Raw genomic sequence first — 21,290 nt, 5'->3', positions numbered from 1 at the left:
TGCGCTTCCCCGGTGCACCGGCCGCCCGGCCGGTCACATCCCCGGCACCACGAGGTCGGGGTGGGCCTGGAGCAGTCCGGGTGGGGCAGCCTGGCGCCAGGAGTCGACGACGATCGCGCGGAGCTCGTCCGCGTCGTCGAGGGCCGCCAGGCGCACCCGCACCCAGGCGAAGGACGCCTCGTGGTCCGCGACCCAGAATTTCCCGGGCTCGGCGAGGACCAACTCGTCGCGCTCCTCCTTCGGGCAGCGGACGGCCATCGACGTCTCGTCGTCGGGCAGAGTCAGGAACATCTTGCCGGCGACCCGGAAGGTGGGCATGGACCATGCCTCCTTCTCGGTCGTCCCCGGCAGGCCGAGAGCGAGCTGACGGACTTCGTCGGACGTGCACATGCCCCGACCGTACGACAGGCCACTGACATCGAGGCCGACGCCGTCACGGGACCGACCGGCCGGAGCACGGATGTCACCGCCACCCGCGCACGGCTCACCCGACGTCGGTCGTCCGGGCCGTCCTCACCCTGAAGCGGGCGTCGCTCAAGAAAGCTCGCTGGTCCTGGTCCTGGTCCTGGTCACAGACGATCTCCCAGGGTCGGGGAATCTCTGTCGCGCCGTGATCCAGCCGCTGCCCAGCAGCCGCGGCCAGTCCAGCGCGGAAGCACTGGGTCCAGCCTGGCGGTGACGCCCACGGCACCACCCCGGACACGCGAAAGGCCGCCCTCTCACATGAGAGAACGGCCTCCGACCTGCGAAAAGCAGAGTCGGGACGACAGGATTTGAACCTGCGACCCCTTGACCCCCAGTCAAGTGCGCTACCAAGCTGCGCCACGTCCCGATGCCCGCCTGACCTGGGCTTTCCCCTGGCCGAACGCGCACGAGAACCATACCGCACTTCGCCCGGTGGTCACGAACCGTTTCCCCGTTGACCTCAAGTGCGGTTGAAGTTGCACGGTGGGTGCCATGACGAAGACGGCACCGACCACGACACGCGGCCATCAGGGCCTGACCTCGGCACTCGGCCACCAGGACCTCACCCGTCTGATGGCGCTGATGACGGGCGACGAGAAGCACGGCCCCGCCGCGACCTCCACCCTGGACGCGCTCTGGGTGCTGTACGACCGGGTGCTGCGTGTGACGCCGGAGACGGCCCGCGCGCCCGGACGGGACCGGTTCCTGCTGTCCAAGGGGCACGGTCCGATGGCGTACTACGCCGTGCTCGCCGCGAAGGGGTTCCTCGACGAGGAGCTGCTGACCGGCTTCGGGTCGTACGCCTCACCGCTCGGGCACCACCCGGACCGGATGCTGGTGCCCGGTGCCGAGATCGGGAGCGGGTCGCTCGGCCACGGTCTGCCGCTCGCCGTCGGCACCGCTCTCGGACTGCGGGCCCAGGGGCTCACCGGACCGCGGGTGTGGGTGCTGGTCGGCGATGCGGAGCTGGACGAGGGCAGCAACGACGAGGCGATCGCCTACGCCGGTCCGGCCGGTCTGGAGCAGCTGCACACGCTGGTGATCGACAACGCGTCGGCCACGCACCTCCGGCCCGGCGGCATTGCGTCGCGCTTCGAGGCGGCCGGCTGGTCGGCCGGGACGGTCGACGGCCGCGACCACGAGGCGCTGTACGCCGCCTTCACCGCGCCGCATCCCGGCCGGCCGAGGGCCGTCGTGGCCCGGGTCGAGCCGAAGGACGCCTGAATCCCGGCACCGGGCACCCTCCACCCCACGCCTTCCGCCCGGCGCTTTCCGCCCCGCACCTCCGCCCACCGAGGGAATGATCATGGATACGATGCGCGACCGCTTCATCGCCACCACGACGCGGCTGCTGGACGAGGACGCACGGCTCGCGCTCGTCCTGGCCGAGATCAGCCGGGACGGTTTCCGGCAGGCCGCGCGCGCCCATCCCGAGCGGGTGATCAACGTCGGGATCCGGGAGCAGCTGATGATCGGCGTGGGCGGCGGGCTTGCGCTGGCCGGGCTGCGGCCGATCGTCCACACCTTCGCGAGCTTTCTCGTCGAGCGCCCCTTCGAGCAGGTCAAGCTGGACTTCGGGCACCAGGGCGCCGGGGGCGTGCTCGTGAGCGCGGGCGCGTCGTACGACTGGCCCGCCGGAGGGTTCACCCATATGGCGCCGGGCGATGTGGCGCTCATGGACACCCTCGACGGCTGGACCGTTCACGTACCGGGCCATCCGGACGAGGCCGAGGCGCTGCTGCGCGAGGCCGCGCGCGGAGGCGGGGAGGACCGGGTGTACGTACGTCTCTCGGAGCAGTCGAACGACCGGGCGCGGACGGTGGACGGCGGCCGGTTCCTGACCGTGCGGGCGGGCCGCGACGGGGTCGTGATCGCCGTCGGCCCGATGCTGGACGGGGTCCTCGCGGCGACCGAGGGCATGGACGTGACCGTCCTGTACGCGGCGACGGTGCGCCCCTTCGACGCGGCGGCGGTGCACCGCGCGGCCGGGCGGTGCCGGGCCGCGGATGTGGTGCTGGTCGAGCCGTACCTCGCCGGGACGTCCACGGCCGCCGCCAATGACGCGCTGGTGGACCTCCCGCACCGTGTCCTCGGCCTGGGAGTGGCCCGGCGCGAACTGCGCCGCTACGGAGGGATCGACGAGCATCTCAGGGCCCATGGACTGGACCCTGCGGGTCTGCGGGAGCGGATCGTCCGCTTCCTGAGCCGCTGACCCGCGCGGCCCGCTGACCCGCCGAGCCGCGCGGCCCCACCGGGCAGCGCGGCCGTGGCGGCCGGGACCCGCTGCCGGCAGGGCCTCACGGCCCTGCCGGGCGAGCCGCGTCACATGTTGGCGCAGGTGTTGCCGGCCGCCCCGCTGAGCAGAGCGAGGACGTTGAGGCTGTTGCCGCAGAAGTTCACCGGTACGTGGATCGGCGCCTGGAGGACATTGCCCGAGAGCACGCCGGGCGAGTTCGCCGCGGCACCGTTCGCGTCGCTGTCGGCGACAGCGGCTCCCGCACCGGCGAACAGGGCGGCGGCGGTGAGTCCGACGGTCGCCGCGAGAGTGCGCATACGCATGGATTCTCCTTCAGAGGAAGAGGACAGAAGCGGTCAAAGACCCCCTCCACCATGCCCCAGAGGTACACCGGACGTAACGTGCGTTGCTCCGTTCGGCGCACCGGCCAGCCAGGCCGCGACCGCGTCGGCGATGGGCTGATCGGTCTCCAGTTCGATGAAGCCGAACTGGCCGCCCTGGTTGCACTCCAGGAACCACCACACGCCCTCCTCGTCCTCCGCGAAGTCGAAGGCGGCGTACGCCAGTCCCGCGAGGTCCGTGTAGTCGCGGACGGCGCGGGCGATGCGGTCCGGGATGCGGGCCGGCTCCCAGGCGTGGCCGGTGCTGCCGTACCTGCCGTCGACCTGGTCGGACCTGGCGCGCTTACGGGCGGCGAACAGCCGGCCGCCGACCGAGGTCAGCCGGATGTCGGCCCGCTTGGCGATGTACTGCTGGAGCAGCGTGGGTCCTGCCGCGACCCCCGTGAAGTCGGCGTCCGGGCCGATGCGGGTGGTGGGCAGGGCGACCTTGGGGTCGCCGGCCGGCGGGCCGGACGCGGACTTGACCACGATGTCCCGGTACTGGGTGGCGAACTGCCGGGCCACCCGCGGGAACGTGGTGACGACGGTGGGCGGCACCGCGAAGCCGCTGCGGTGCGCCACGCCCAGCTGCCAGGGCTTGCACCGCGCCTGCGTGGAGGCGGAGGGATGGTTCATCCAGCGCGCCGTGGCCGAGTAGAGCATGCCGTACAGCGCCTGTTCGGTCTCGGCGGTGAGCCACTCGGAGGGTTCGGGGGCGTGGGCCGCGGGCTCACCGGGCCGGCGGACCCATATGGAGCGCAGGGCGCTCATGCTCAGCAGGCGTCCGTCGGTGGACAGATGGCCGTAGAAGTCGCCGCGGACGTACTCGGCCGAGAGGGATGCCTCGCCGGGCACGTCGGCCGGGTCGAGGCGCACCAGCGGGACACCCCGCTCGTGGAGCCTGGCGACCACCATGTCCGCCGTCACGTCCTGCCGGCAGGTCAGTATGAGCACAGTCATCGTCGGGCGCAGGTCTGTTCAGTCGTCGAAGTGGGTCTTGGAACCGGCGGTCGAGGTCGTCGTGCCGGTGGCGAGGAGTACCGCGCGGTCGTCGACGGCGGGGCGCCCGTCCGGCAGCACGTTCAACTGCAGGGCGGGGTCATAGGTGTAGGGAACGGTGACCTCTGGACTCACGGCCGGAAGTACAAAGTTCAGTACGAACGGTCGCATGAGTCTCCTTCGTCGACTGTCTGCACACACGTAACTGTACGTGGTGAAGTCGTAGGCAACTCATCACAATGCGTTAGCGCAGGTCGCGGGGTGAGTGAATGTCATCACAGTGAATTCGCTAAACCATTCGACGGCGGCGCTCGTCTTACCCAACCGCTGATTGTTCAAACCGTCACTCGATGCATGGTTTCCCCAACACCCCGTAGATCATGGCGAGTTCGGCCCGCGCGCGGTCGACGCGGCGCGCTCGGCGCTCCCTTCCGACCCATTGACCCCTCGCGACACCGGAACCTACTCTTGCGGGACGTACTCCAGAAAGCGCTTTCTGCCCGTCGAGCCGCATCAACAGCACCGGGAGCGCCATGAGTAGTCGCGCCATAGGCACCACCAGATCCCCCCTCATCCTCATCACGGCACTGCTGGCGCTGCTCGTCGGACTCGGGGTGGCCACGGCCCCCCGCGCCGAAGCAGCGCCCTTCCGTGTCCTGGTCTTCTCCAAGGTGACCAACTTCGCCCACGACTCCATCCCCGCCGGGATCGAGGCCGTCACAAGACTCGGCAGCGAGAACGGCTTCGAGGTCGAGGCCACCGACGACGCCACGGCCTTCACCGACGCCAACCTCGCCCGCTTCCAGGCCGTCGTCTTCAACAACACCAACTCCACGCCGGAGAGCGGCGATCTCCTCGACGCCGGTCAGCGGGCCGCCCTCCAGACGTACATCCGCGGTGGCGGCGGATGGGTCGGGCTGCACTCCGCGTCGGCGAGCGAGCGCGACTGGCAGTGGTATGAGGGCCTGGTCGGCGCCATCTTCGACAAGCACCCGGCCGTGCAGACCGGCCGGGTCAAGGTGCTCGACCGCACCCACCCCTCCACCCGGGGCCTGCCCGAGCTCTGGGAGCGCACGGAGGAGTGGTACAACTGGCGCACCAACCCGACGGGCAAGGTGCACACCCTCGCCCAGATCAAGGTGCGCGACGGCATCACCGGCCTCGACGAGGGCGTCGACCATCCGTGGTCCTGGTGCCAGAACTACGACGGCGGCCGCTCCTGGTTCACCGCCGGAGGCCACGACAAGGCCGCCTTCCAGGAGGAGGGCTTCCTGCGGCATCTGCTCGGCGGCATCCAGTGGGCCGCGGGCGACAAGCCCGGCGACTGCACCGCGACGAAGACCGGCGCGTTCCAGCGCACGCCCCTCGTCACCAGCGACCTCGCCGACCCGTTCGAGCTGGCCGTCGCCCCCGACCGCCGGGTCTTCTTCATCCAGCGGACGGGCAAGCTGAAGGTGGTCGACCAGAGCACGCTGAAGGTCACCACCGCCCTGGACTTCGCGTACACCCCGGAGATGACCAGCCAGTCCGACGGGCTGCTCGGGCTCGCCCTCGATCCCGGCTTCGCCGCCAACAACTGGCTCTATCTGCTGCATTCGGACAAGACCGAGAAGCAGCTCAACCTCTCCCGGTTCACGGTGTCCGGCAACACGGTCGACCCGGCGTCCGAGAAGCGGCTGCTGACCGTCCCCACACTGCGCGGCGAAGGCCGGGCCAATTCGCACATGGCCGGCTCGCTCGCCTTCGACAGGAGCGGCAACCTGTACGTCGCGACCGGCGACAACACCGATCCGTTCGCCTCCGACGGATACGCCCCGATCGACGAGCGCGATGGGCGCCGGGCCTGGGACGCCCAGGGCACCGCGGGCAACACCAATGATCTGCGCGGCAAGATCCTGCGCATCACCCCGCAGGCCGACGGCACGTACACCGTCCCCGACGGCAATCTCTTCGCACCGGGCACCGAGAAGACGCGCGGCGAGATCTACGCGATGGGCATGCGCAACCCGTTCCGGATCACCACGGACCCGCTGAGCGGGGCGCTGCTGGTGGCGGACTACGGGCCCGACGCGCGGCAGGCCAATCCCGCGCGCGGCCCCGAGGGCACGGTCGAGTACACCCGTGTCACCGAGGCGGGCAACTTCGGCTGGCCGTACTGCACGGGCAACAACACCCCGTTCGTCGACTACGACTTCGCCACCCAGACCTCGGGCGCCGCCTTCGACTGCGGGCAGCTGGTCAACGACTCCCCCAACAACACCGGTCTGCGGGAGCTGCCGCCGGCCCGGCCCGCGACGGTCTGGTACGCGTACTCGGCGTCGGCCGAGTTCCCCGAGCTGGGCACCGGGGGCGGCGGCCCGATGAGCGGCCCGGTGTACGACTACGACCCGGCGAACACCTACCGCACCAAGTTCCCCGAGTCCTTCGAGGGGAAGTGGCTGACCTACGAACTCACGCGCAAGTGGTTCAAGTCCTTCTCCGTCCAGCAGCAGGACCAGACCTTCACGGATCCCCGGTTCGCGCCGGCCAGGGCCGGTGATCTGCACTCCATCAACGGGGTGTTCGGCGACCTGTCCTGGAACCAGCCCTTCGACGCGGACTTCGGTCCCGACGGGGCGCTGTACGTGATCGACTTCGGGCTCGGCAGCGGCACGGGCCGCGGCGGCAGCAACGAGGGCGCGGGCATCTACCGCATCGACTACGTCGCCGACGGCCGGCTGCCCGACGCCAAGGCGACGGCGACCCCGGACAACGGCCCCGGACCGCTCACCGTGACGTTCTCCAGCGCGGGCTCGGGCCTGCCCGACGGCAAGCCGGTCACGTACGCCTGGGACTTCGACGGCAACGGGACGACGGACTCGACCGAGGCGAACCCGACGCACACCTACCGGACCAAGGGGCGCTTCACGGCGCGCCTGACCGTGACCGGTCCGCAGGAGCTGACCGCGCTCGCCGTGCAGGACGTCACCGTCGGCAACACCCGGCCGGAGGTGACGATCCAGCAGCCGCCGAACGGCGGGATGTTCGCCTTCGGTGACACCATCCCGTTCACGGTGCGGGTGAAGGACCCGGAGGACGACCGGCACGCACGGATCGACTGCTCCCGGGTCGTCGTCCAGTCGCAGCTCGGGCACGACTCCCATCTGCATCCGCTCGACAACTACACGGGCTGCGCGGGCGAGATCGTGACCGACGCGGGCGACAGCCACGGCCCCGGCCAGAACCTGTACTACGGCATCAGTGCCCAGTACGAGGACAAGGGCGGCCCCGGCGGTGTGCCGGCGCTGACCGGCTCGGCGTCGCTCACGCTGCGCCCGGCGTTCCGCGAGGCCGAGCACTTCACGGCGACGGGCGGCGAGCACGGCGGTGCCGTCGTGGCGAGCCGGGCGGACGCCTCGGGAGGCAAGCGGCTGACGGAGATCGAGCACGGTGACTGGATCAGGCTGGATCCGGTGAATCTCCGGGGGGCCGACTCGGTGACCGTGGGCGCGGCCTCGGCCGGGCTCGGCGGAGCGGTCGAGTTCCGCTCCGGCTCCCCCACCGGTCCGCTCCTCGGGTCGGTGACCGTCCCGAACACGGGTGACTGGGGGAACGTCGTCTCACCGACGACGGCGCTCAAGGACCCGGGACGCACGGTGGCGTTGTACGCGGTCTTCACCAACGCCGGGTGGTCGGCCGACAAGCCGGACCTCTTCGCCGTCGACTGGCTGCACTTCAACGGCCGGGGCGTCGAGAAGCCCGGCGGCACCAAGGTGTCGGTCGCCGCGGCGCCGGCGTCGGGCACGGCGCCGCTCGCGGTCGCACTGACCGGCACGGTGAAGCCGATGCCCGGGCGCACGATCGCCTCGTACCACTGGGACTTCGGCGACAACGCCAAGGGGACGGCTCCCGAGGGCCCGCAGGCGACGCACACGTACGCCAGGCCGGGCGCGTACACGGCACATCTGACCGTCACGGACGACAAGGGCGACACGACGACCGGCGCCGTCCGGATCACCGTGGGCTGAGAGCCGCCGAAGGGGCGCGCGGGCGTCGAGAGGGAGGACGCGCAGAGGTCCCGAGGGACGAGGACCGAGCACGGTCGACCCTCGACGCCCGCTAACGCCCTGGAGACGAACTGGGCTGCAGAGAACCGGCTGCAGAGAAGGAGACAAGTCATGGACGGCACACGACGGACGTTCCTCGGAACGGCGCTCGGGCTCGCCGCGACGGCGGGGCTGACGGGCGGGCTGACGGGCGGGCTGACTGGCGGGCTCGGCGGGACCGCACACGCCGGTGAGAGCTGCGGACGGCGGCGCATCCCACCGTCCGGCCTCGGCATGCACCTCTACACCATGCGCACGCCGCTGGCCACGGATTTCAAGGGCACGCTCGCCCGGCTCGCCGAGATCGGTTACGCGACGGTCGGGGTGAGCGGTCGGCACGGCAACTCGGCGGCCGCCATCCGCCGGATGCTCGACGAGACCCGGCTCAAGGCGGTCCTGGAGCACGTCGCCTACACGACGCTGACCGGGGCCGGTCTTCCGGGGGCCCTGGAGGACATCCACACGCTCGGGGCCCGGTGGGCCGTCGTGCCGAGCCTGCCCGGTGCGATGCACACGCCGGCCGGGTTCCGGGAGGCGGCGCGGGAGTTCAACCGGGTGGGCGAGGCCGCGCGGGAGGCCGGTCTGGGGCCGCTGCTCTTCCACAACCACGGCAGCGACCACGCCGTCGTGGACGGTGAGAACCTGTTCGAGATCCTGCTCACCGAGACCGACCCCGAACTGGTCGGCTTCGAGCTGGACGTGTACTGGGCGGCCGACGGCGGCGCCGATCCCCGGAGTCTGTTCGTACGCCACCCGCGCCGCTTCCCCGCGCTCCACGTGAAGGACAGGGCGCCGGACGGCGGCTTCGCCGACGTGGGCTCCGGGGTCCTCGACTTCGCCGCGATGTTCGACACGGCGAGGAGCGGGGGCGTACGGCAGTGGCTCGTCGAACACGACTCGCCGACCGATCCGTTCGCGACGGCGCTGAACAGCTACACGTATCTGTCGCGACTGCGCTACTGAGCCGCGCCCTGCGGGCGGGCGGCGTCCGCCCGCAGGGCGAGGATCCGGCGCGGCGGCGCATGGCGTGCGGTGCGTGCCATCGCGCGGCGGAGGATCATCCTCGTACCGGACGCGCTCGAATGGCTGACTCCGACACCGCGGCGTGGGGCACTTCCCGTACCCGAAGGGCTACGGCGGAGGACTTGCCGAACGTAGCGCGCCAGGCTGTCAGTCCCGGACGAGGCAGAACGGGTGCCCTGCCGGATCCGCGAAGATGCGCCAACTCCGCTTTCCGTCCCCCTCATCGAGCAGTGAGGCGCCCAGATCGAGGACGTCTTCCTGAGCTCGGTCCAGGTCCGTGACACTCAGATCGAGGTGGAACTGCTGGGGCCGAGCGGGGTCCCGCCATCGTGGTGGCTGATGGTCCTCCACCCGCTGGAAGGCCAGCACGAGCCCGTCGGTGTGGAGCGTCGCCCAGCCATCGCCGAGCGACCACCGCGGATCCGGCTGGTTCACTACGCCGCCGAGAAGCGACTGGTAGAACCGGGACAACTCAACGACATCGGCACAGTCCAACACCACACACTGCAGCTCGGCAATCATGAAGGGCAGCGTCTCACGACGCCTGATCACGATCTACAGCTGGAGGGGGCCATCGCCATGGTGGTTCAGCACCTGCCAGCAGGTTGCGGTCCCGCCTTCGTAGGTACCCCCGAAGAACTCGCAGCACATGGAGCAACAACGCGGTGATGCGAAGGTTAGAACCCAAGTTGGTGGCCCGGTGGCGTCAGGCTCTTGTAGTAGAGCGTCGTCGGGCGCAGCACGCCGGCCGGGTCGGCGGCGTAGTCGGGGATCGTCCCGGCCGCCGTCCACCCGGCCGAGCGGTACAGCCGCTCGGCCGGGCTGCCCGTCTCGGTGTCGAGGTGCAGCAGGGTGGCTCCGGCCTCGGCCGCGGCGCGCTCCGCGGTCGTGAGGAGCGCCCGGCCGAGGCCGCGGCCGCGGGCGTCGCGGTGGACGAGCAGCTTGACGATCTCGGCGCGGTGGCGGCCGTTGGGGTACGAGGCGAAGCCGAGGCCGACGGTGCCGGTGATCCGTCCCGCGCTGCGGGCCGTCCACAGGGCGCGGCTGCCGTCGGCGAGCGCGGGCGCCTGGGAGCGCCACCAGTCCTCGGCCGCGGCGCCGGAGAGCGGTGCGAGGAAGCCCACCGACGCGCCGCCGTCGACCGCGTCGACGAGCAGCTCGGCCAAGTGCGGTACCACGGAGCCCAGTTCGGCGGCGGGCACCCGGTCCACGGTGTCATCGGGTCCGGGTGTCATGGCAGCACCACCACCACGGCGTAGCGGACGGGGTCCGGGCCCGGGCAGCGGAAGCGTGTCGGCCCCCAGAGCCGGAAGCGCACGCAGTCCCCGGCGCGCAGCTCATGGGTCCGGTCGCCGACGGTGAGGACGAGTGTGCCGTCCAGCACCCAGATGTGCTGCTCCATGCCGGGCACGGGAGGCCGTTCGTACGAGACGTCCGCGCCGGCCGCGAGCCGTGCCTCGACGACCTCGGCGCGCAGCCCGGCGTGCGGCGGGGAGACCGAACGGCGGACGAAGCCGGCGGCGTCGTCCGTCCAGACGCTCTGGCCGGCGGCGCGCACGACCTGGGCGGGCTCCCCCTCGACCTCGCTGAGCAGGTGCGACATGGTCCGGCCGTAGACGGCGCACAGCTTGCCCAGGAGGGCGGTGGTGGGGCTGATCTCGCCCCGCTCGGAGCGCGACAGGGTGGAGCGGCTGACGCCGCTGCGCCGGGACAGCTCGTCCAGGGACCAGCCGCGCTCGGCCCTCAGCTCGGCGAGCCGGCCGGCCAGCCGGGTGTCGACGGGGTCGCGCTCCCCGTCGTTCCCGGCCTCCTCATCAGTTCCTCTCATATTCGGGATGCTATCCCGGTTCCGGGACGCCCGGGCGCGATGGTCCGGTTCCGGCCGGCTCCGGCGTCAGTCGTGCGCCGACGCGGCCCCCAGCAGCTCCCTGATGTGGCCGGTGGCCTCGCGGAACTCGGGCCTGCCCAGGGTCTCGGTGTAGTCGCGCTCGGCGGGCAGACCGACGTCGATGATCTCGGTGATGGTGCCGGGACGCGGGCTCATCACCACCACCCGGTCGGCCAGGTAGACCGCCTCCGAGATGGAGTGGGTGACCAGCAGCACGGTCGTGCCGGTCTCCCGCCAGATCCGGTTGAGCTCCATGTTCATCTGCTCGCGCGTAAGCGCGTCCAGCGCGCCGAACGGCTCGTCCATCAGCAGCACCGGAGGCTCGTGCAGCAGCGCGCGGCAGAGCGCGACGCGCTGCTGCATACCGCCGGACAGCTCGTGCGGGTAGGCGTCCTCGAAACCGCTGAGCCCGGTCATCGCGATGAGCTCGTCGGCGCGGGCACGCGCCCGGTCCCCCGGCAGCCGGCGCATCTCGGCCTGGATGAGGATGTTGCGCCGGGCCGAGCGCCACTCCAGGAGCGCGGCGCGCTGGAAGACGTAACCGATGTCGTGGCGCGGCCCGTTCACCGTCTCGCCGCCCAGCCTGACCTCCCCGGCCGACGGCTTCAGCAGTCCGGCGACCAGCTTGAGCAGGGTCGACTTCCCACAGCCGGACGGTCCGACGATCGCCACGAACTCGCCCATGGCGACATCGAGGGTGACATCGCTCAGCGCGGTGACGTCGCGGCGCTTGCTGCGGAAGCGCACGGCGACGTCCTCCAGCCCGACCACCGCCGGGCCCCTCGCGTCCGCCGCACCGACCCCCGTCCGGTGCGCCTTGCGCAGCGTCGTGTCCCTGGCCATCGTCATCCCTTCAGCGCGGTGGCACTGTCCCAGTACTCCGACACGGCCTTGGGGCTCTTGACCATGCCCGCCTCGGCGAAGACGTCGATGGTCTGCTGCCAGTCCGCCTCGGTGTTGACGCCGGGCGCCTTGCCCTGGGTCGCCTCGGTGTGCAGCAGGGTCAGCGTCGTCCTGAACTGCTCGGCGAGGACCTCCTTCGGCGGCAGCTGCTCCGAGGCGCCGTCCATCGCGGCGACGGCCGGGTCCGGCGCCTTCTCGGCCGCGGCCCAGGACTCGCTCACCGCCTGGACCATCCGCTTGGCGACGTCCGCCCGTCCGGCGAGGGTCTTCTGACCGGCGATCAGGCCGTTGGAGTAGAAGTTGAGCCCGTGCTCCGAGAAACGGAGGTACGAGACGGTCTTCTTCGCCTTGTTCTGCATGGTCGGGCCCTGGTCGCTGGCGTAGCCGAGCAGTCCGTCCGTCTGGCCGGAGATCACGGCGGCGATCTTCCCCGCGGGGTCGGTGTTCTGGACCTTGACGTCGGTCTCGCTCAGGCCGTTCTTCTCCAGGAAGATCGGGAAGGTCTTGGAGAGAGCGTCGCCGGCGGTTCCGGCGATCGTCTTGCCCTTGAGATCGGCGGGGGCCTTGATGCCCGCGGAGTCGAAGAACTGCACGGACGACGGGGTCGTCTGGAGGAAGACCCCGAGGCTCTTGACCTTGACGCCCTGGTCGATGCCGGCGAGCACGGCGGGGGTGTCGGCCCAGCCGAAGTCGGTCTGGCCCGCGCCGGTCGCCTGGACGGTCTTCTGGGAGCCCTGCCCGGCGTTGATCGTCAGATCGATGCCGTGCTTCTCGAAGATCTTCTGCTGCTTGCCGTAGTAGAACGGCGCGTGTTCGCCGTACGGATACCAGTTGAGCGTCAGCGTCACCTTGTCGAGCTTCTTGCCGGAGTCACTGGTCGTGGTCCCCGCGTCGTCCTCGCCGCAGGCCGTGGCGACCAGGAGCAACGGTACGAGGCCGATCAGGAGTCTGCGCGCAGTCATGGGCTGGCCCTCTCGGAACGGGTCGAAGAGTCGGGTCGGTTCGGGTCCGGGCGGACGGTCCCGGTGGAGCAGGTCCCGGTGAAGCAGGTCCGGGTGGACCGGGTCCCGGTGGACCAGGTCCCGGCGGACCGGGTCCCGGTGGACCAGGTCCGGATGCACCGGGTCCCGGTGGTCGGTAGCCGGTGGTCAGTAGCCGGTGGTGACATCGCCCCCGCGGCGGCTGGCGTGCCACGGCAGCAGCAGCTTCTCGGCGACCTCGACGAGGACGAAGAGGACGACGCCGATGAGGGACATGACGAGCAGCCCCGCGAAGAGCATCGGGGTGTCGAGGTTGCCGTTGGCCTGGAGGATCACATAGCCGAGGCCCTCGTTGGCGCCGACGAACTCACCGACGACGGCGCCGGTGACGGCGAGGGTGACGGCGACCTTGAGGCCGGCGAAGAGATGCGGGAGCGAGGCGGGGAAGCGGATCTTGGCGAAGGTCTGCCAGGGCCCCGCGCCCATCGTGGCCGAGAGCTGGAGCATCTCGGGGTCGACCGCCTTGAGGCCGGTGACCATCGAGATCACCACGGGGAAGAAGGCGATCAGCACCGCGATCAGGATCTTCGGCGCGATGCCGAAGCCCAGCCAGACGACGAACAGCGGCGCGATCGCGATCTTCGGGACCACCTGGGCGAAGAGCAGGATCGGATAGAGCGTTTTCTCGACGGTCGTCGAGTAGACCATGACGACGGCCGCGAACACCCCGACGGCGGTGGCGATGACGAAGCCGATGAGCGTTTCGTACGTCGTCACCCAGGTGTGGTGCCAGACGTAGTCGGTCTTCTCCAGGAGGACGTCCAGGGTCGCGCCGGGCGAGGGCACGAGGTACGGCTCCACGAGCCCGGCCGCGGCCACCGCCCACCAGGTGGCGAAGCAGGCCAGCAGCAGTGCGAACGGCCGCCAGCTCTGCTCGACGGCACGGGCGAGCCGCTCCCCCGCGGGCGGCGCGCTCCGTTCGGCAACCCCCGTCGCCTCCGCGGCGGGTGCCGGAATGACGCTCTGGGTCACGGTGAACTCCTCGGTGGTCCGGGGCAGTTACGAAGACCTGTTCGCATGTCTTCCGCATGCCTTTCCGCATGTCTTCCGTACAAGCGCTTTCAGAAAGCGCTTTCTGCTAAGGTGTCGCCACGCTAATGACTCCCTGCACGCACGGTCAATAGGTCGTCCCGAAGTTTCCGGGAGGTCGGGTTGAGTGAACGGCAAGCCCACGCGCACGTCACCCTGGACACCGTCGCCCGCCGGGCGGGCGTGTCCCTCGCGACGGCGTCCAGGGCGCTCAACGGCACCGCCCGGGTCCGCGAGGAGCTGCGCCAACGGGTGCGCGAGGCCGCCGACTTGCTCGGGTACATCCCCAACGCCCACGCCCAGGCGCTCGCCGGTGCCGCCACCAACACCGTGGGCGTCATCTGCCATGACGTCGGCGACCCGTACTTCTCCGCCATCGCGGCCGGAGTGATGCGGGCCGCTGCGGAGCAGGGCGTGCTCACCATGCTCGCCAGCACCTTCCGCGAGCCGGAGCGCGAGATCGCGTACGTCTCCGTGCTGCGCGCCCAGCGGGCCCGGGCGATCCTGCTCATCGGGTCCGGGTTCCAGGATCGCGCCTGGGAGCGTGCGCTGGCCGCCGAGCTCGATCCCTACGTACGGGCCGGGGGCCGGGTCGCCGTCGTCAGCCGCCACCGCAGCCTGCGTGCGGACGCCGTACTGCCGGAGAACCGTACGGGGGCCGCCGCGCTCGCGCAGGCCCTGCTCGCCCTGGGGCACCGGGAGTTCGCGGTGCTCAGCGGCCCGCCGCAGCTCACCACTGTCTCCGACCGGCTGGCCGGCTTCCGCGACGGCCTCGCGCGGGGCGGGGTGACCCTGCGTCCGGGGTCCGTCGTGCCCGGCGCCTTCACCCGCGAGGGCGGACACGCGGCGGCGTGCGAACTGCTGGCGCGCACCCCGGATCCGTACTCCCGCCCCACGTGCGTCTTCGCCGTGACCGATGTGATGGCCGTCGGCGCGCTCGCCGCGTTCCGGGAGGCGGGGGTACGGGTGCCCGAGGACGTCTCGCTCGCGGGCTTCGACGACATCCCGCTCGTCCGGGAGCTGACACCGCCGCTCACCACCGTCGCCCTGCCGCTCACCGCGATGGGCCAGGACGTCATGACTCTCGCGCTGCGAGAGCCCTCCGGCCGGCGCTCGCGCGTGCTGCGCGTCGACGGCGAGGTCGTCCTGCGCGCCAGCACCGCACCGCCCGGGGACCGCCCCGGCTCCACCCTCCCCTCGGAAAGGCCCCGCCGATGACCGTCACCTCCCTGAAGGTCGACCGTGTCCAGACCTTCGCGGTCGCCCTGCCCACCCAGAGGTGGACGAGTCGGTGGTGCGCCGGCTCGCCGTGGACGTGCTGGAGCGGCGGGCGTGACCGCGCGGCGGCGCCCCCGGCGGAAGCGCGCGCCGGGTGGCGCACCCGTGCGCGGGCGCCGCCCCCGCCGGGTCCGGCGGTGCCTGTGGGGCGTACGGGACCCTGTGGGGTGTCACCTGCGCACCACCGCCCACGTCAGGCACCGGAAGCTGTCCCTCGGTGCCATATGCCCACGAAACCTTTGCCGTTGGCATGTGGCAGAAAGTTGCACCGATGGCACACCCTACGAAGAAGACAGATCGGGCCGCTACCACACAACACACAATTTCAATCAAACGTCAACGGACCACATTTCGGCCAAAGTTGGGAACGACGTTGAACCACCCGTAAACGATCAAGACCATGAGGTGGTCGGCCTGAACGGGACGGGACCACGCCGATGCACCACCTGCTCGAACACATGAACGAGCAGGCGATTCGCAGAGGAGGGCTCGCGATGGACGGGTACTTCGCCAGTCGACTGCATCATCAGCTCCGGGACCAGGTCCGGCACTTCGCGGAGAGTGAGGTCCGCCCGCGGGTTCCCGCCATGGAGGCGGCCCGCACGGTCCACCGCGAGCTGTCCCGGCTGATCGCCGGGCAGGGCTGGCTCGGAGCGACGATCAGCAAGGCGCACGGCGGGATGGGCGCCGGTCATCTCGCCAAGACCATCATCATCGAGGAACTGTCGCGCGTGAGCGGCGCCATGGGAGCCATGGTCCAGGCCTCCCAGCTGGGCGTCGCCAAGATCGTCCACTACGGAAGCGAAGAGCAGAAGAAGACCTGGCTCCCGGCGATCGCCGCCGGGGACTGCCTCCCGACGATCGCGGTCACCGAAGCCGAGTCGGGCGGGCATGTACTGGGCATGAGCGCCACCGCCGTACGCGACGGAGACGACTACATCCTCAACGGCCGCAAGGTGTACGTCGGCAACAGTCACGTCGGCGATCTGCACGGGGTCGTCGTGCGCACCGGAGAGGGCTCGGGCGGTCTCACCGCGTTCCTCGTCGAGAACGGCCGTCCCGGCTTCCATATCGGCGAGCAGAAGCCGACGATGGGCCTGCACGGGTTCAGCTTCGGTGAGCTGATCTTCGACAACTGCCGTGTCCCGGCGGGCAATCGCCTCGGCGAGGAGGGCGGCGGCCTCGCGGTCGCGTACTCCTCCAGCGTCCTGTACGGACGGGCCAACCTGACCGCCGTCTCGCTCGGCATCCACCGGGCGATCCTGGAGGAGACCACCAGGTTCTGCGCCGAGCGCCGGCGCTACGGCAAGCCGCTGCACGAACTCCCCTCCGTCAAGCTGAAGCTGGGCCAGCTGCAGTCGCGGCTGATGACGGCCCGGCTCACCGCCTACCATGCGGTGCATCTGCTGGACGAGGGGATGGCCTGCGACGCCGAGCTGATGAACGCCAAGCTCGTGAACGTCGAGACGGCGCTCGACTCCGCGCGCAACGCGATGGAGATCCACGCGGCGGCCGGCCTGTTCACCGACCGCCCGATCGAACGGTATCTGCGCGACGCGCACCACATCTTCGCCCCCGCCGGAACCTCCGACATCCAGCTGCTGCGGCTGGCCGAGGTGGCGCTGGGGACGGGGAAGGGCCAGTGGTCGGAGCGGCTCTCCGAGCTGACACAGCTGGAACCCGCGTACTGAAGGGGGCGTGCGCCCTTGAGTGACGCGGTGCCCTTACGACAGGTGACGCCTCCGGAGGCCGATGGCTCTCCGGAGGCGTTGCACTGCGACTGCGGGGGACCCGGTCGTCACGGGCCCGCGGTTGTGCGTCACAGCCCTCCGTCCTCGCGGCGGTGGATCTGCTCCACCAGCTCCGCAGCGAGCGACTTGATGGTCTCCAGACCCGCCCGCCCCCACGGCCTGGGCTCGGTGTCCACCACACAGATGGTGCCGAGCGCGATGCCCGTGCGGTCGATGAGCGGCGCCCCCAGATAGGAGCGGATGCCGATCTCGTCGACGACCGGATTGCCGGCGAACCGCGGGTAGTCGCAGACGTCCTCCAGGACCAGCGCCTTGCGTCGTACCACCACGTGCGGGCAGTAGCCGTGGTCACGGGCCATGAAGCGGCTGACGTCACCGCCCACGGCCGCCGTCGCCGCGCCCAGGTCGCTGCCCGAGTGCGTACCCGACGGCGTGTGCAGCCCGGCGAAGAACTGCCGGTTCTCGTCGATGAAGTTGACCATCGAGTACGGGGCCCGGGTCACCTCCGCGAGGCGGTGCGCGAACTCGTCGAAGGCAGGCTCGGGCCGCTCGCCCAGGCCCAGTTCACGCAGCCTGCGCACGCGCGTGGGCGCCTCGCGGTCGACGGGGGTGAGCAGCAGGTGTCCGGTCGGGTCGTACGTCATGAGAGCGCTCCGTAGCTCGGCGCCGCTGCCGGTGCCGGGGTGGTGGTCAGCAGGTGCTGGACGAGGGTGACCAGGGTCCGGATCCCGGAGCTGGCTATGCGGGCGTCGCACAGGACGACCGGCACCTCGGGCTTGAGGTCGATCGCTGCGCGCACCTCCTCCGGCTCGTACCGGTAGGCGCCGTCGAACTCGTTGACGGCGACGACGAATCCGATGCCGCGCCGCTCGAAGAAGTCCACGGCGGAGAAGGAGTCCTCCAGCCGACGGGTGTCGGCGAGGACGACCGCACCGAGCGCACCCTCGGAGAGCTCGTCCCACATGAACCAGAAACGTTCCTGGCCGGGCGTGCCGAAGAGGTAGAGCACGTTGCGGTCGTCGAGGGTGATGCGGCCGAAGTCCATGGCGACGGTGGTGGTGGTCTTGGACTCGACGCCTTCGAGGCTGTCGGTCGTCGCGCTGACCGTCGTCAGCAGCTCCTCGGTGCTGAGTGGCTCGATCTCGCTGACCGCGCCCACGAACGTCGTCTTGCCGACCCCGAAGCCGCCCGCCACGAGGATCTTGAGTGCGGTGGGGAAGGGGTCGGCGGCGAAACCGCCGGGGTCGTCGCGCGGTGCGGGGACCCGGGGTTCGGAACCGTGGCGGGGTTCGGAGCCGTGGCGGGGTTCGGAGCCGTGGCGGGGTTCAGAGCCGTGGCGGGGTTCAGAGCCGTGGCGGGGTTCAGAGCCGTCGTCGTAGGCCATCGAGGACTGCCTCCAGCAAGGAACGATCGGTAGGGGTCTCCTGGAAGCGGGGCGCCCGCGCCGTGACCGCCCCGCAGTCCACGAGATCGGAGAGGAGCACTTTGGTGACGACCGCCGGGAGCCGTAAGTGCGCCGAGATCTCCGCCACCGACGTCGGGCCGTCGCACAGACCGAGCGCCAGCGCGTGCTCCGGCCCCAGATGCGTCTGCGGGACGCTGCCGGTCGCCATCACCAGAGAGAGCAGATCGAGTGCGGCCGTAGGGCGGGTGCGGCCGCCGCTCACCGTGTACGGGCGGATGAGACGGCCTGCCGCGTCGTCGAGCCAGGGCCCGTCCTGCGACGCCGGCACGATCAGTGCCCCGTGGCGCTCGGCGCCCCGGCCGGCTGTCTGGCCGGGGTGATCAGGTACGGCCGTACGCTCTTGACCAGCATCGCCATCTCGTAGCCGAGGACGGCGGCATCGGCCTCGCGTCCTGCGAGCACGGCGAGACAGGTGCCGGAGCCGGCGGTCGAGACGAACAGCAGCGTGGAGTCGAGTTCGACGACGACCTGGCGGACCTCACCGCCGTCGCCGAACCGGGCACCGGCGCTGCGGCCCAGGGAGTACAGGCCCGACGCGAGCGCGGCCATGTGGTCGGCGCTGTCCGTGTCGAGGCCGTGCACGGATTTCACCAGGCCGTCGGAGGAGAGCAGAACCGCGTTGCGGGTGTAAGGCACCCGCTGGACCAGACCGCTGAGCAGCCAGTCGAGATCCGAGGAATGGCCGTTCGGCACATCGCTCGTCATGGTGCATCTACTCCTTGTGGGTGTCGTCCTGTTGGAGCGGTTCGTGTGCGCCGGCCGGGCTCTGCGCCTCCGCGAGGCCGATGCCCCGCTGGAAGGCCGCCATCAGGCCGGGGTCGTGCAGCGTCTGCTCATCGGTCCTGCGCGGGGCGGGATCGTTGCGCAGCTGGGGCACCAGATGCTCCTGGGCGCGCCGCTTGGGCAGTTGGGGGCGGCCCATGGTGCCACGGACGACCGGGATTTCGGAGGTGGTGTGCGGCGGTTGCGGGATCGCGGTCCCCGGGTCGCCGTGGGCGGCGCCGGGGGTCGCGGCGGCCGGGTTGGAGCGCTCCGGGTGCTCGCCGCGCACCGGGAGCCGCCCGTGACCGTGACCGTTCCCGTGCCCATTGCCGCGGACGTCGGCGCGGACTTCGGCGCGGACTTCGGCGCCGCCGCCGATGGCGTCCACCGGCGGCGGCTGGTGCGGAATGCCGGGCCCGGTCGTGACGTACGTCAGGGAGCGCTGGTGTCCGCCGTGCGTAACCTCGGCCGCGGGGGACGCGTGGGCCGCGGCGACGGCGGCCGGCTGGGTTGCGGGGGGAGCGGGGGCTGCGGCGGGAACGGCCTGGGGCGTGGGCTGGGGCGCGGGCTGGGGAACGGCCTGCTGCTGGTCGGACTGTTCACCGCCGTGCCGGCCGGCGTGGTCGGTCCCGAGGAGGCCCTGGGGAAGCACGAGCACGGCCTGGATACCGCCGTAGATGTTGGACTGGAGACGGACCGCGATGCCGTGCCGCCGGGCCAGCGCGGAGACCACGAACAGGCCGATGCGGCCGTCCTGAAGCAGATGCGCCACATTGACCTGGTCGGGGTCGGCGAGCAGCGCGTTCATCTTGTGCTGCTCGGTGAGCGGCATGCCGAGGCCCCGGTCCTCGACCTCGACGGCGAGTCCTGCCGTGACGTGCGAGGCGCGCAGCAGGACCTGGGTGTGCGGCGCGGAGAACAGGGTGGCGTTCTCCACCAGTTCGGAGAGGAGGTGGATGACGTCGGCGACGGCGTGACCGCGCAGGGTGCCGTCGATCGGCGGCACGAGCTTGACCCGGGGGTACTGCTCCACCTCGGCGATCGACGAGCGAAGCACCTCGGTCATGGTGACCGGGTTGGACCACTGCCGGCGGGAGATGGCGCCGCCGAGCACCGCGAGGTTCTCGGCGTGCCGGCGGATACGGGTGGCGAGATGGTCGACGTGGAAGAGGCCCTTGAGCAGCTCGGGGTCCTCGACCTCGTTCTCCAGCTCGTCGAGCAGCTGGATCTCCCGGTGCACCAGGGACTGGAGCCGTCGGGCGAGATTGACGAAGACCTCGACCTTCTGTTCGTTGCCGACGCTGCTGGAGAGCCGGGATGCCTGGACGACCGCGGTGACCGCGGCGTCGTAGGACCGTGTCAACTCATGGGCGAGCAGGTCGAACTCATCGCCGGCGGGGGCGGGGGGCTGCCCATCGCGGCGGGGTTGCGGGCGCTCACCGCGCCGCAGTCCCTCGACCACGCCCCGCAGGTCGGCCTGTCCGCGCGCGCTGGAGCGACGCAGGGCGTGGGCCCGGTCGAGCACCGATCTTGCGGTCCGGTCGGCGCCGAGCGCCGCCGCCGCCACGGCCGCGACGGCGAGGGCCGCGGAGCCGACGAGCGCGACCCACAGCGCCGCGGACGGCGACGCGTCGGTGGAGCGGATCGTGAAGAGGACCGCCGCGGCACCGCTGATGGAGGCGACGACGGCGGGCAGCACCGCGGTGCGCAGCAGTTGCGGGCGGATGCGTGATTCCGGAGTCGGCGGCGTGGTCTGCGGCTTTCCCGCGGCGGAGGCGGATCGGGAGCCTGGCCGGCCGTGCCGTCCGCCCTCGCGGCGGTCCGGCCGCGCGGCGGGTGCGCGAAGTTGAGACATCAGCGTCCTTGGTACGTGGCCCGGGAATCGGAGTACCGATCGGTGTACTCATCGGCGTACTGCGGGTGTTCAGCTCCGGCTCAGCGGCAGGGCACGCCGAATCCCGGTGAGCCCGCCGGTGATCACCGACA

21 protein-coding genes and 1 tRNA gene are annotated in these 21,290 nt (G+C 71.0%); 6 read left to right on the top strand and 16 right to left on the bottom strand.

Going from position 1 to position 21,290, the window contains the following annotated elements:
* Window positions 1–33: 33 nt before the first annotated feature.
* On the bottom strand, window positions 34–390 hold the full coding sequence (locus tag KK483_RS32380) for an MmcQ/YjbR family DNA-binding protein (protein WP_262008765.1): 357 nt from the start codon (window positions 388–390) through the stop codon (window positions 34–36).
* A gap of 368 nt (window positions 391–758) precedes the next feature.
* Window positions 759–832, bottom strand: a tRNA-Pro gene (locus KK483_RS32375).
* A 125-nt stretch (window positions 833–957) separates the two neighbouring features.
* Here KK483_RS32375 and KK483_RS32370 point away from each other — a divergent pair.
* Both KK483_RS32370 and KK483_RS32365 read left to right on the top strand, forming a co-directional pair.
* On the top strand, window positions 958–1,689 hold the full coding sequence (locus KK483_RS32370; RefSeq protein ID WP_262008764.1) for a transketolase: 732 nt from the start codon (window positions 958–960) through the stop codon (window positions 1,687–1,689).
* Window positions 1,690–1,771: 82 nt separating this feature from the next.
* The gene (locus KK483_RS32365; RefSeq protein ID WP_262008763.1) at window positions 1,772–2,677 is read left to right on the top strand and encodes a transketolase family protein; all 906 of its coding nucleotides are present in this window, start codon (window positions 1,772–1,774) and stop codon (window positions 2,675–2,677) included.
* 110 nt (window positions 2,678–2,787) lie between these two features.
* On the opposite strand, the gene KK483_RS32360 is transcribed toward KK483_RS32365, so the two are convergent.
* From KK483_RS32360 to tgmA, 3 genes are read right to left on the bottom strand one after another with little or no spacing between them, the layout of a single operon-like run.
* Entirely contained in the window at window positions 2,788–3,024 is a 237-nt protein-coding gene (locus KK483_RS32360) for a chaplin (RefSeq protein ID WP_313879497.1), read from the bottom strand.
* 33 nt (window positions 3,025–3,057) lie between these two features.
* Entirely contained in the window at window positions 3,058–4,041 is a 984-nt protein-coding gene (gene tgmB / locus KK483_RS32355) for an ATP-grasp ribosomal peptide maturase (protein ID WP_262008762.1), read from the bottom strand.
* A gap of 18 nt (window positions 4,042–4,059) precedes the next feature.
* Complete coding sequence (tgmA, locus tag KK483_RS32350; protein ID WP_262008761.1) at window positions 4,060–4,251, bottom strand: putative ATP-grasp-modified RiPP; 192 nt, start codon at window positions 4,249–4,251, stop codon at window positions 4,060–4,062.
* 362 nt (window positions 4,252–4,613) lie between these two features.
* Between tgmA and KK483_RS32345 the strand changes: the two genes are divergently transcribed.
* Together KK483_RS32345 and KK483_RS32340 are read left to right on the top strand one after the other, a co-directional pair.
* Entirely contained in the window at window positions 4,614–8,087 is a 3,474-nt protein-coding gene (locus KK483_RS32345) for a ThuA domain-containing protein (RefSeq protein ID WP_262008760.1), read from the top strand.
* Between the two features lie 150 nt (window positions 8,088–8,237).
* Window positions 8,238–9,128, top strand: a complete 891-nt coding sequence (locus KK483_RS32340) for a sugar phosphate isomerase/epimerase (protein ID WP_262008759.1) — start codon at window positions 8,238–8,240, stop codon at window positions 9,126–9,128.
* A 207-nt stretch (window positions 9,129–9,335) separates the two neighbouring features.
* Here KK483_RS32340 and KK483_RS32335 read toward each other — a convergent pair whose 3' ends face one another.
* The 6 genes from KK483_RS32335 to KK483_RS32310 form a co-directional block, all read right to left on the bottom strand.
* Window positions 9,336–9,710 carry a VOC family protein gene (locus tag KK483_RS32335; protein WP_262008758.1) on the bottom strand — a complete coding sequence of 125 codons (375 nt, stop codon included), beginning with the start codon at window positions 9,708–9,710 and terminating at the stop codon, window positions 9,336–9,338.
* Window positions 9,711–9,865: 155 nt separating this feature from the next.
* Entirely contained in the window at window positions 9,866–10,423 is a 558-nt protein-coding gene (locus KK483_RS32330) for an N-acetyltransferase (RefSeq protein ID WP_262008757.1), read from the bottom strand.
* Window positions 10,420–11,016, bottom strand: a complete 597-nt coding sequence (locus KK483_RS32325) for a helix-turn-helix domain-containing protein (protein ID WP_262008756.1) — start codon at window positions 11,014–11,016, stop codon at window positions 10,420–10,422. The genes KK483_RS32330 and KK483_RS32325 overlap by 4 nt, the downstream gene beginning before the upstream one ends.
* A 66-nt stretch (window positions 11,017–11,082) precedes the next feature.
* Complete coding sequence (locus KK483_RS32320; protein WP_262008755.1) at window positions 11,083–11,925, bottom strand: ABC transporter ATP-binding protein; 843 nt, start codon at window positions 11,923–11,925, stop codon at window positions 11,083–11,085.
* Complete coding sequence (locus KK483_RS32315) at window positions 11,922–12,941, bottom strand: ABC transporter substrate-binding protein (RefSeq protein WP_262008754.1); 1,020 nt, start codon at window positions 12,939–12,941, stop codon at window positions 11,922–11,924. Before KK483_RS32315 ends, KK483_RS32320 begins: the two co-directional genes overlap by 4 nt.
* Before the next feature lie 186 nt (window positions 12,942–13,127).
* On the bottom strand, window positions 13,128–13,991 hold the full coding sequence (locus KK483_RS32310) for an ABC transporter permease (protein ID WP_262008753.1): 864 nt from the start codon (window positions 13,989–13,991) through the stop codon (window positions 13,128–13,130).
* A gap of 180 nt (window positions 13,992–14,171) precedes the next feature.
* Here KK483_RS32310 and KK483_RS32305 point away from each other — a divergent pair, with 180 nt between their 5' ends.
* Together KK483_RS32305 and KK483_RS32300 are read left to right on the top strand one after the other, a co-directional pair.
* Entirely contained in the window at window positions 14,172–15,266 is a 1,095-nt protein-coding gene (locus KK483_RS32305; protein WP_262008752.1) for a LacI family DNA-binding transcriptional regulator, read from the top strand.
* 554 nt (window positions 15,267–15,820) lie between these two features.
* Window positions 15,821–17,017 (top strand): acyl-CoA dehydrogenase family protein, encoded by a 1,197-nt coding sequence (locus tag KK483_RS32300; protein ID WP_262008751.1) that lies wholly within the window; start codon window positions 15,821–15,823, stop codon window positions 17,015–17,017.
* Between the two features lie 128 nt (window positions 17,018–17,145).
* Here the strand turns inward: KK483_RS32300 and KK483_RS32295 are convergent, their stop codons facing one another.
* The 5 genes from KK483_RS32295 to KK483_RS32275 are packed head-to-tail and all read right to left on the bottom strand — an operon-like array spanning window position 17,146 to window position 21,159.
* Window positions 17,146–17,721, bottom strand: coding sequence for a GAF domain-containing protein (locus KK483_RS32295; RefSeq protein ID WP_262008750.1), 576 nt, complete (start codon window positions 17,719–17,721; stop codon window positions 17,146–17,148).
* Window positions 17,718–18,461 carry an ATP/GTP-binding protein gene (locus KK483_RS32290; protein ID WP_262008749.1) on the bottom strand — a complete coding sequence of 248 codons (744 nt, stop codon included), beginning with the start codon at window positions 18,459–18,461 and terminating at the stop codon, window positions 17,718–17,720. The genes KK483_RS32295 and KK483_RS32290 overlap by 4 nt, the downstream gene beginning before the upstream one ends.
* Window positions 18,439–18,810 (bottom strand): DUF742 domain-containing protein, encoded by a 372-nt coding sequence (locus KK483_RS32285; RefSeq protein ID WP_262008748.1) that lies wholly within the window; start codon window positions 18,808–18,810, stop codon window positions 18,439–18,441. The genes KK483_RS32290 and KK483_RS32285 overlap by 23 nt, the downstream gene beginning before the upstream one ends.
* 2 nt (window positions 18,811–18,812) lie before the next feature.
* Window positions 18,813–19,247, bottom strand: a complete 435-nt coding sequence (locus tag KK483_RS32280; protein WP_242331240.1) for a roadblock/LC7 domain-containing protein — start codon at window positions 19,245–19,247, stop codon at window positions 18,813–18,815.
* Between the two features lie 7 nt (window positions 19,248–19,254).
* Complete coding sequence (locus KK483_RS32275; protein WP_262008747.1) at window positions 19,255–21,159, bottom strand: sensor histidine kinase KdpD; 1,905 nt, start codon at window positions 21,157–21,159, stop codon at window positions 19,255–19,257.
* Between the last annotated feature and the right edge of the window lie 131 nt (window positions 21,160–21,290).

It is taken from the genome of Streptomyces sp. FIT100 (assembly GCF_024584805.1).
GTDB lineage: Bacteria > Actinomycetota > Actinomycetes > Streptomycetales > Streptomycetaceae > Streptomyces.
This window is presented reverse-complemented; position numbering and strand designations above follow the sequence as displayed.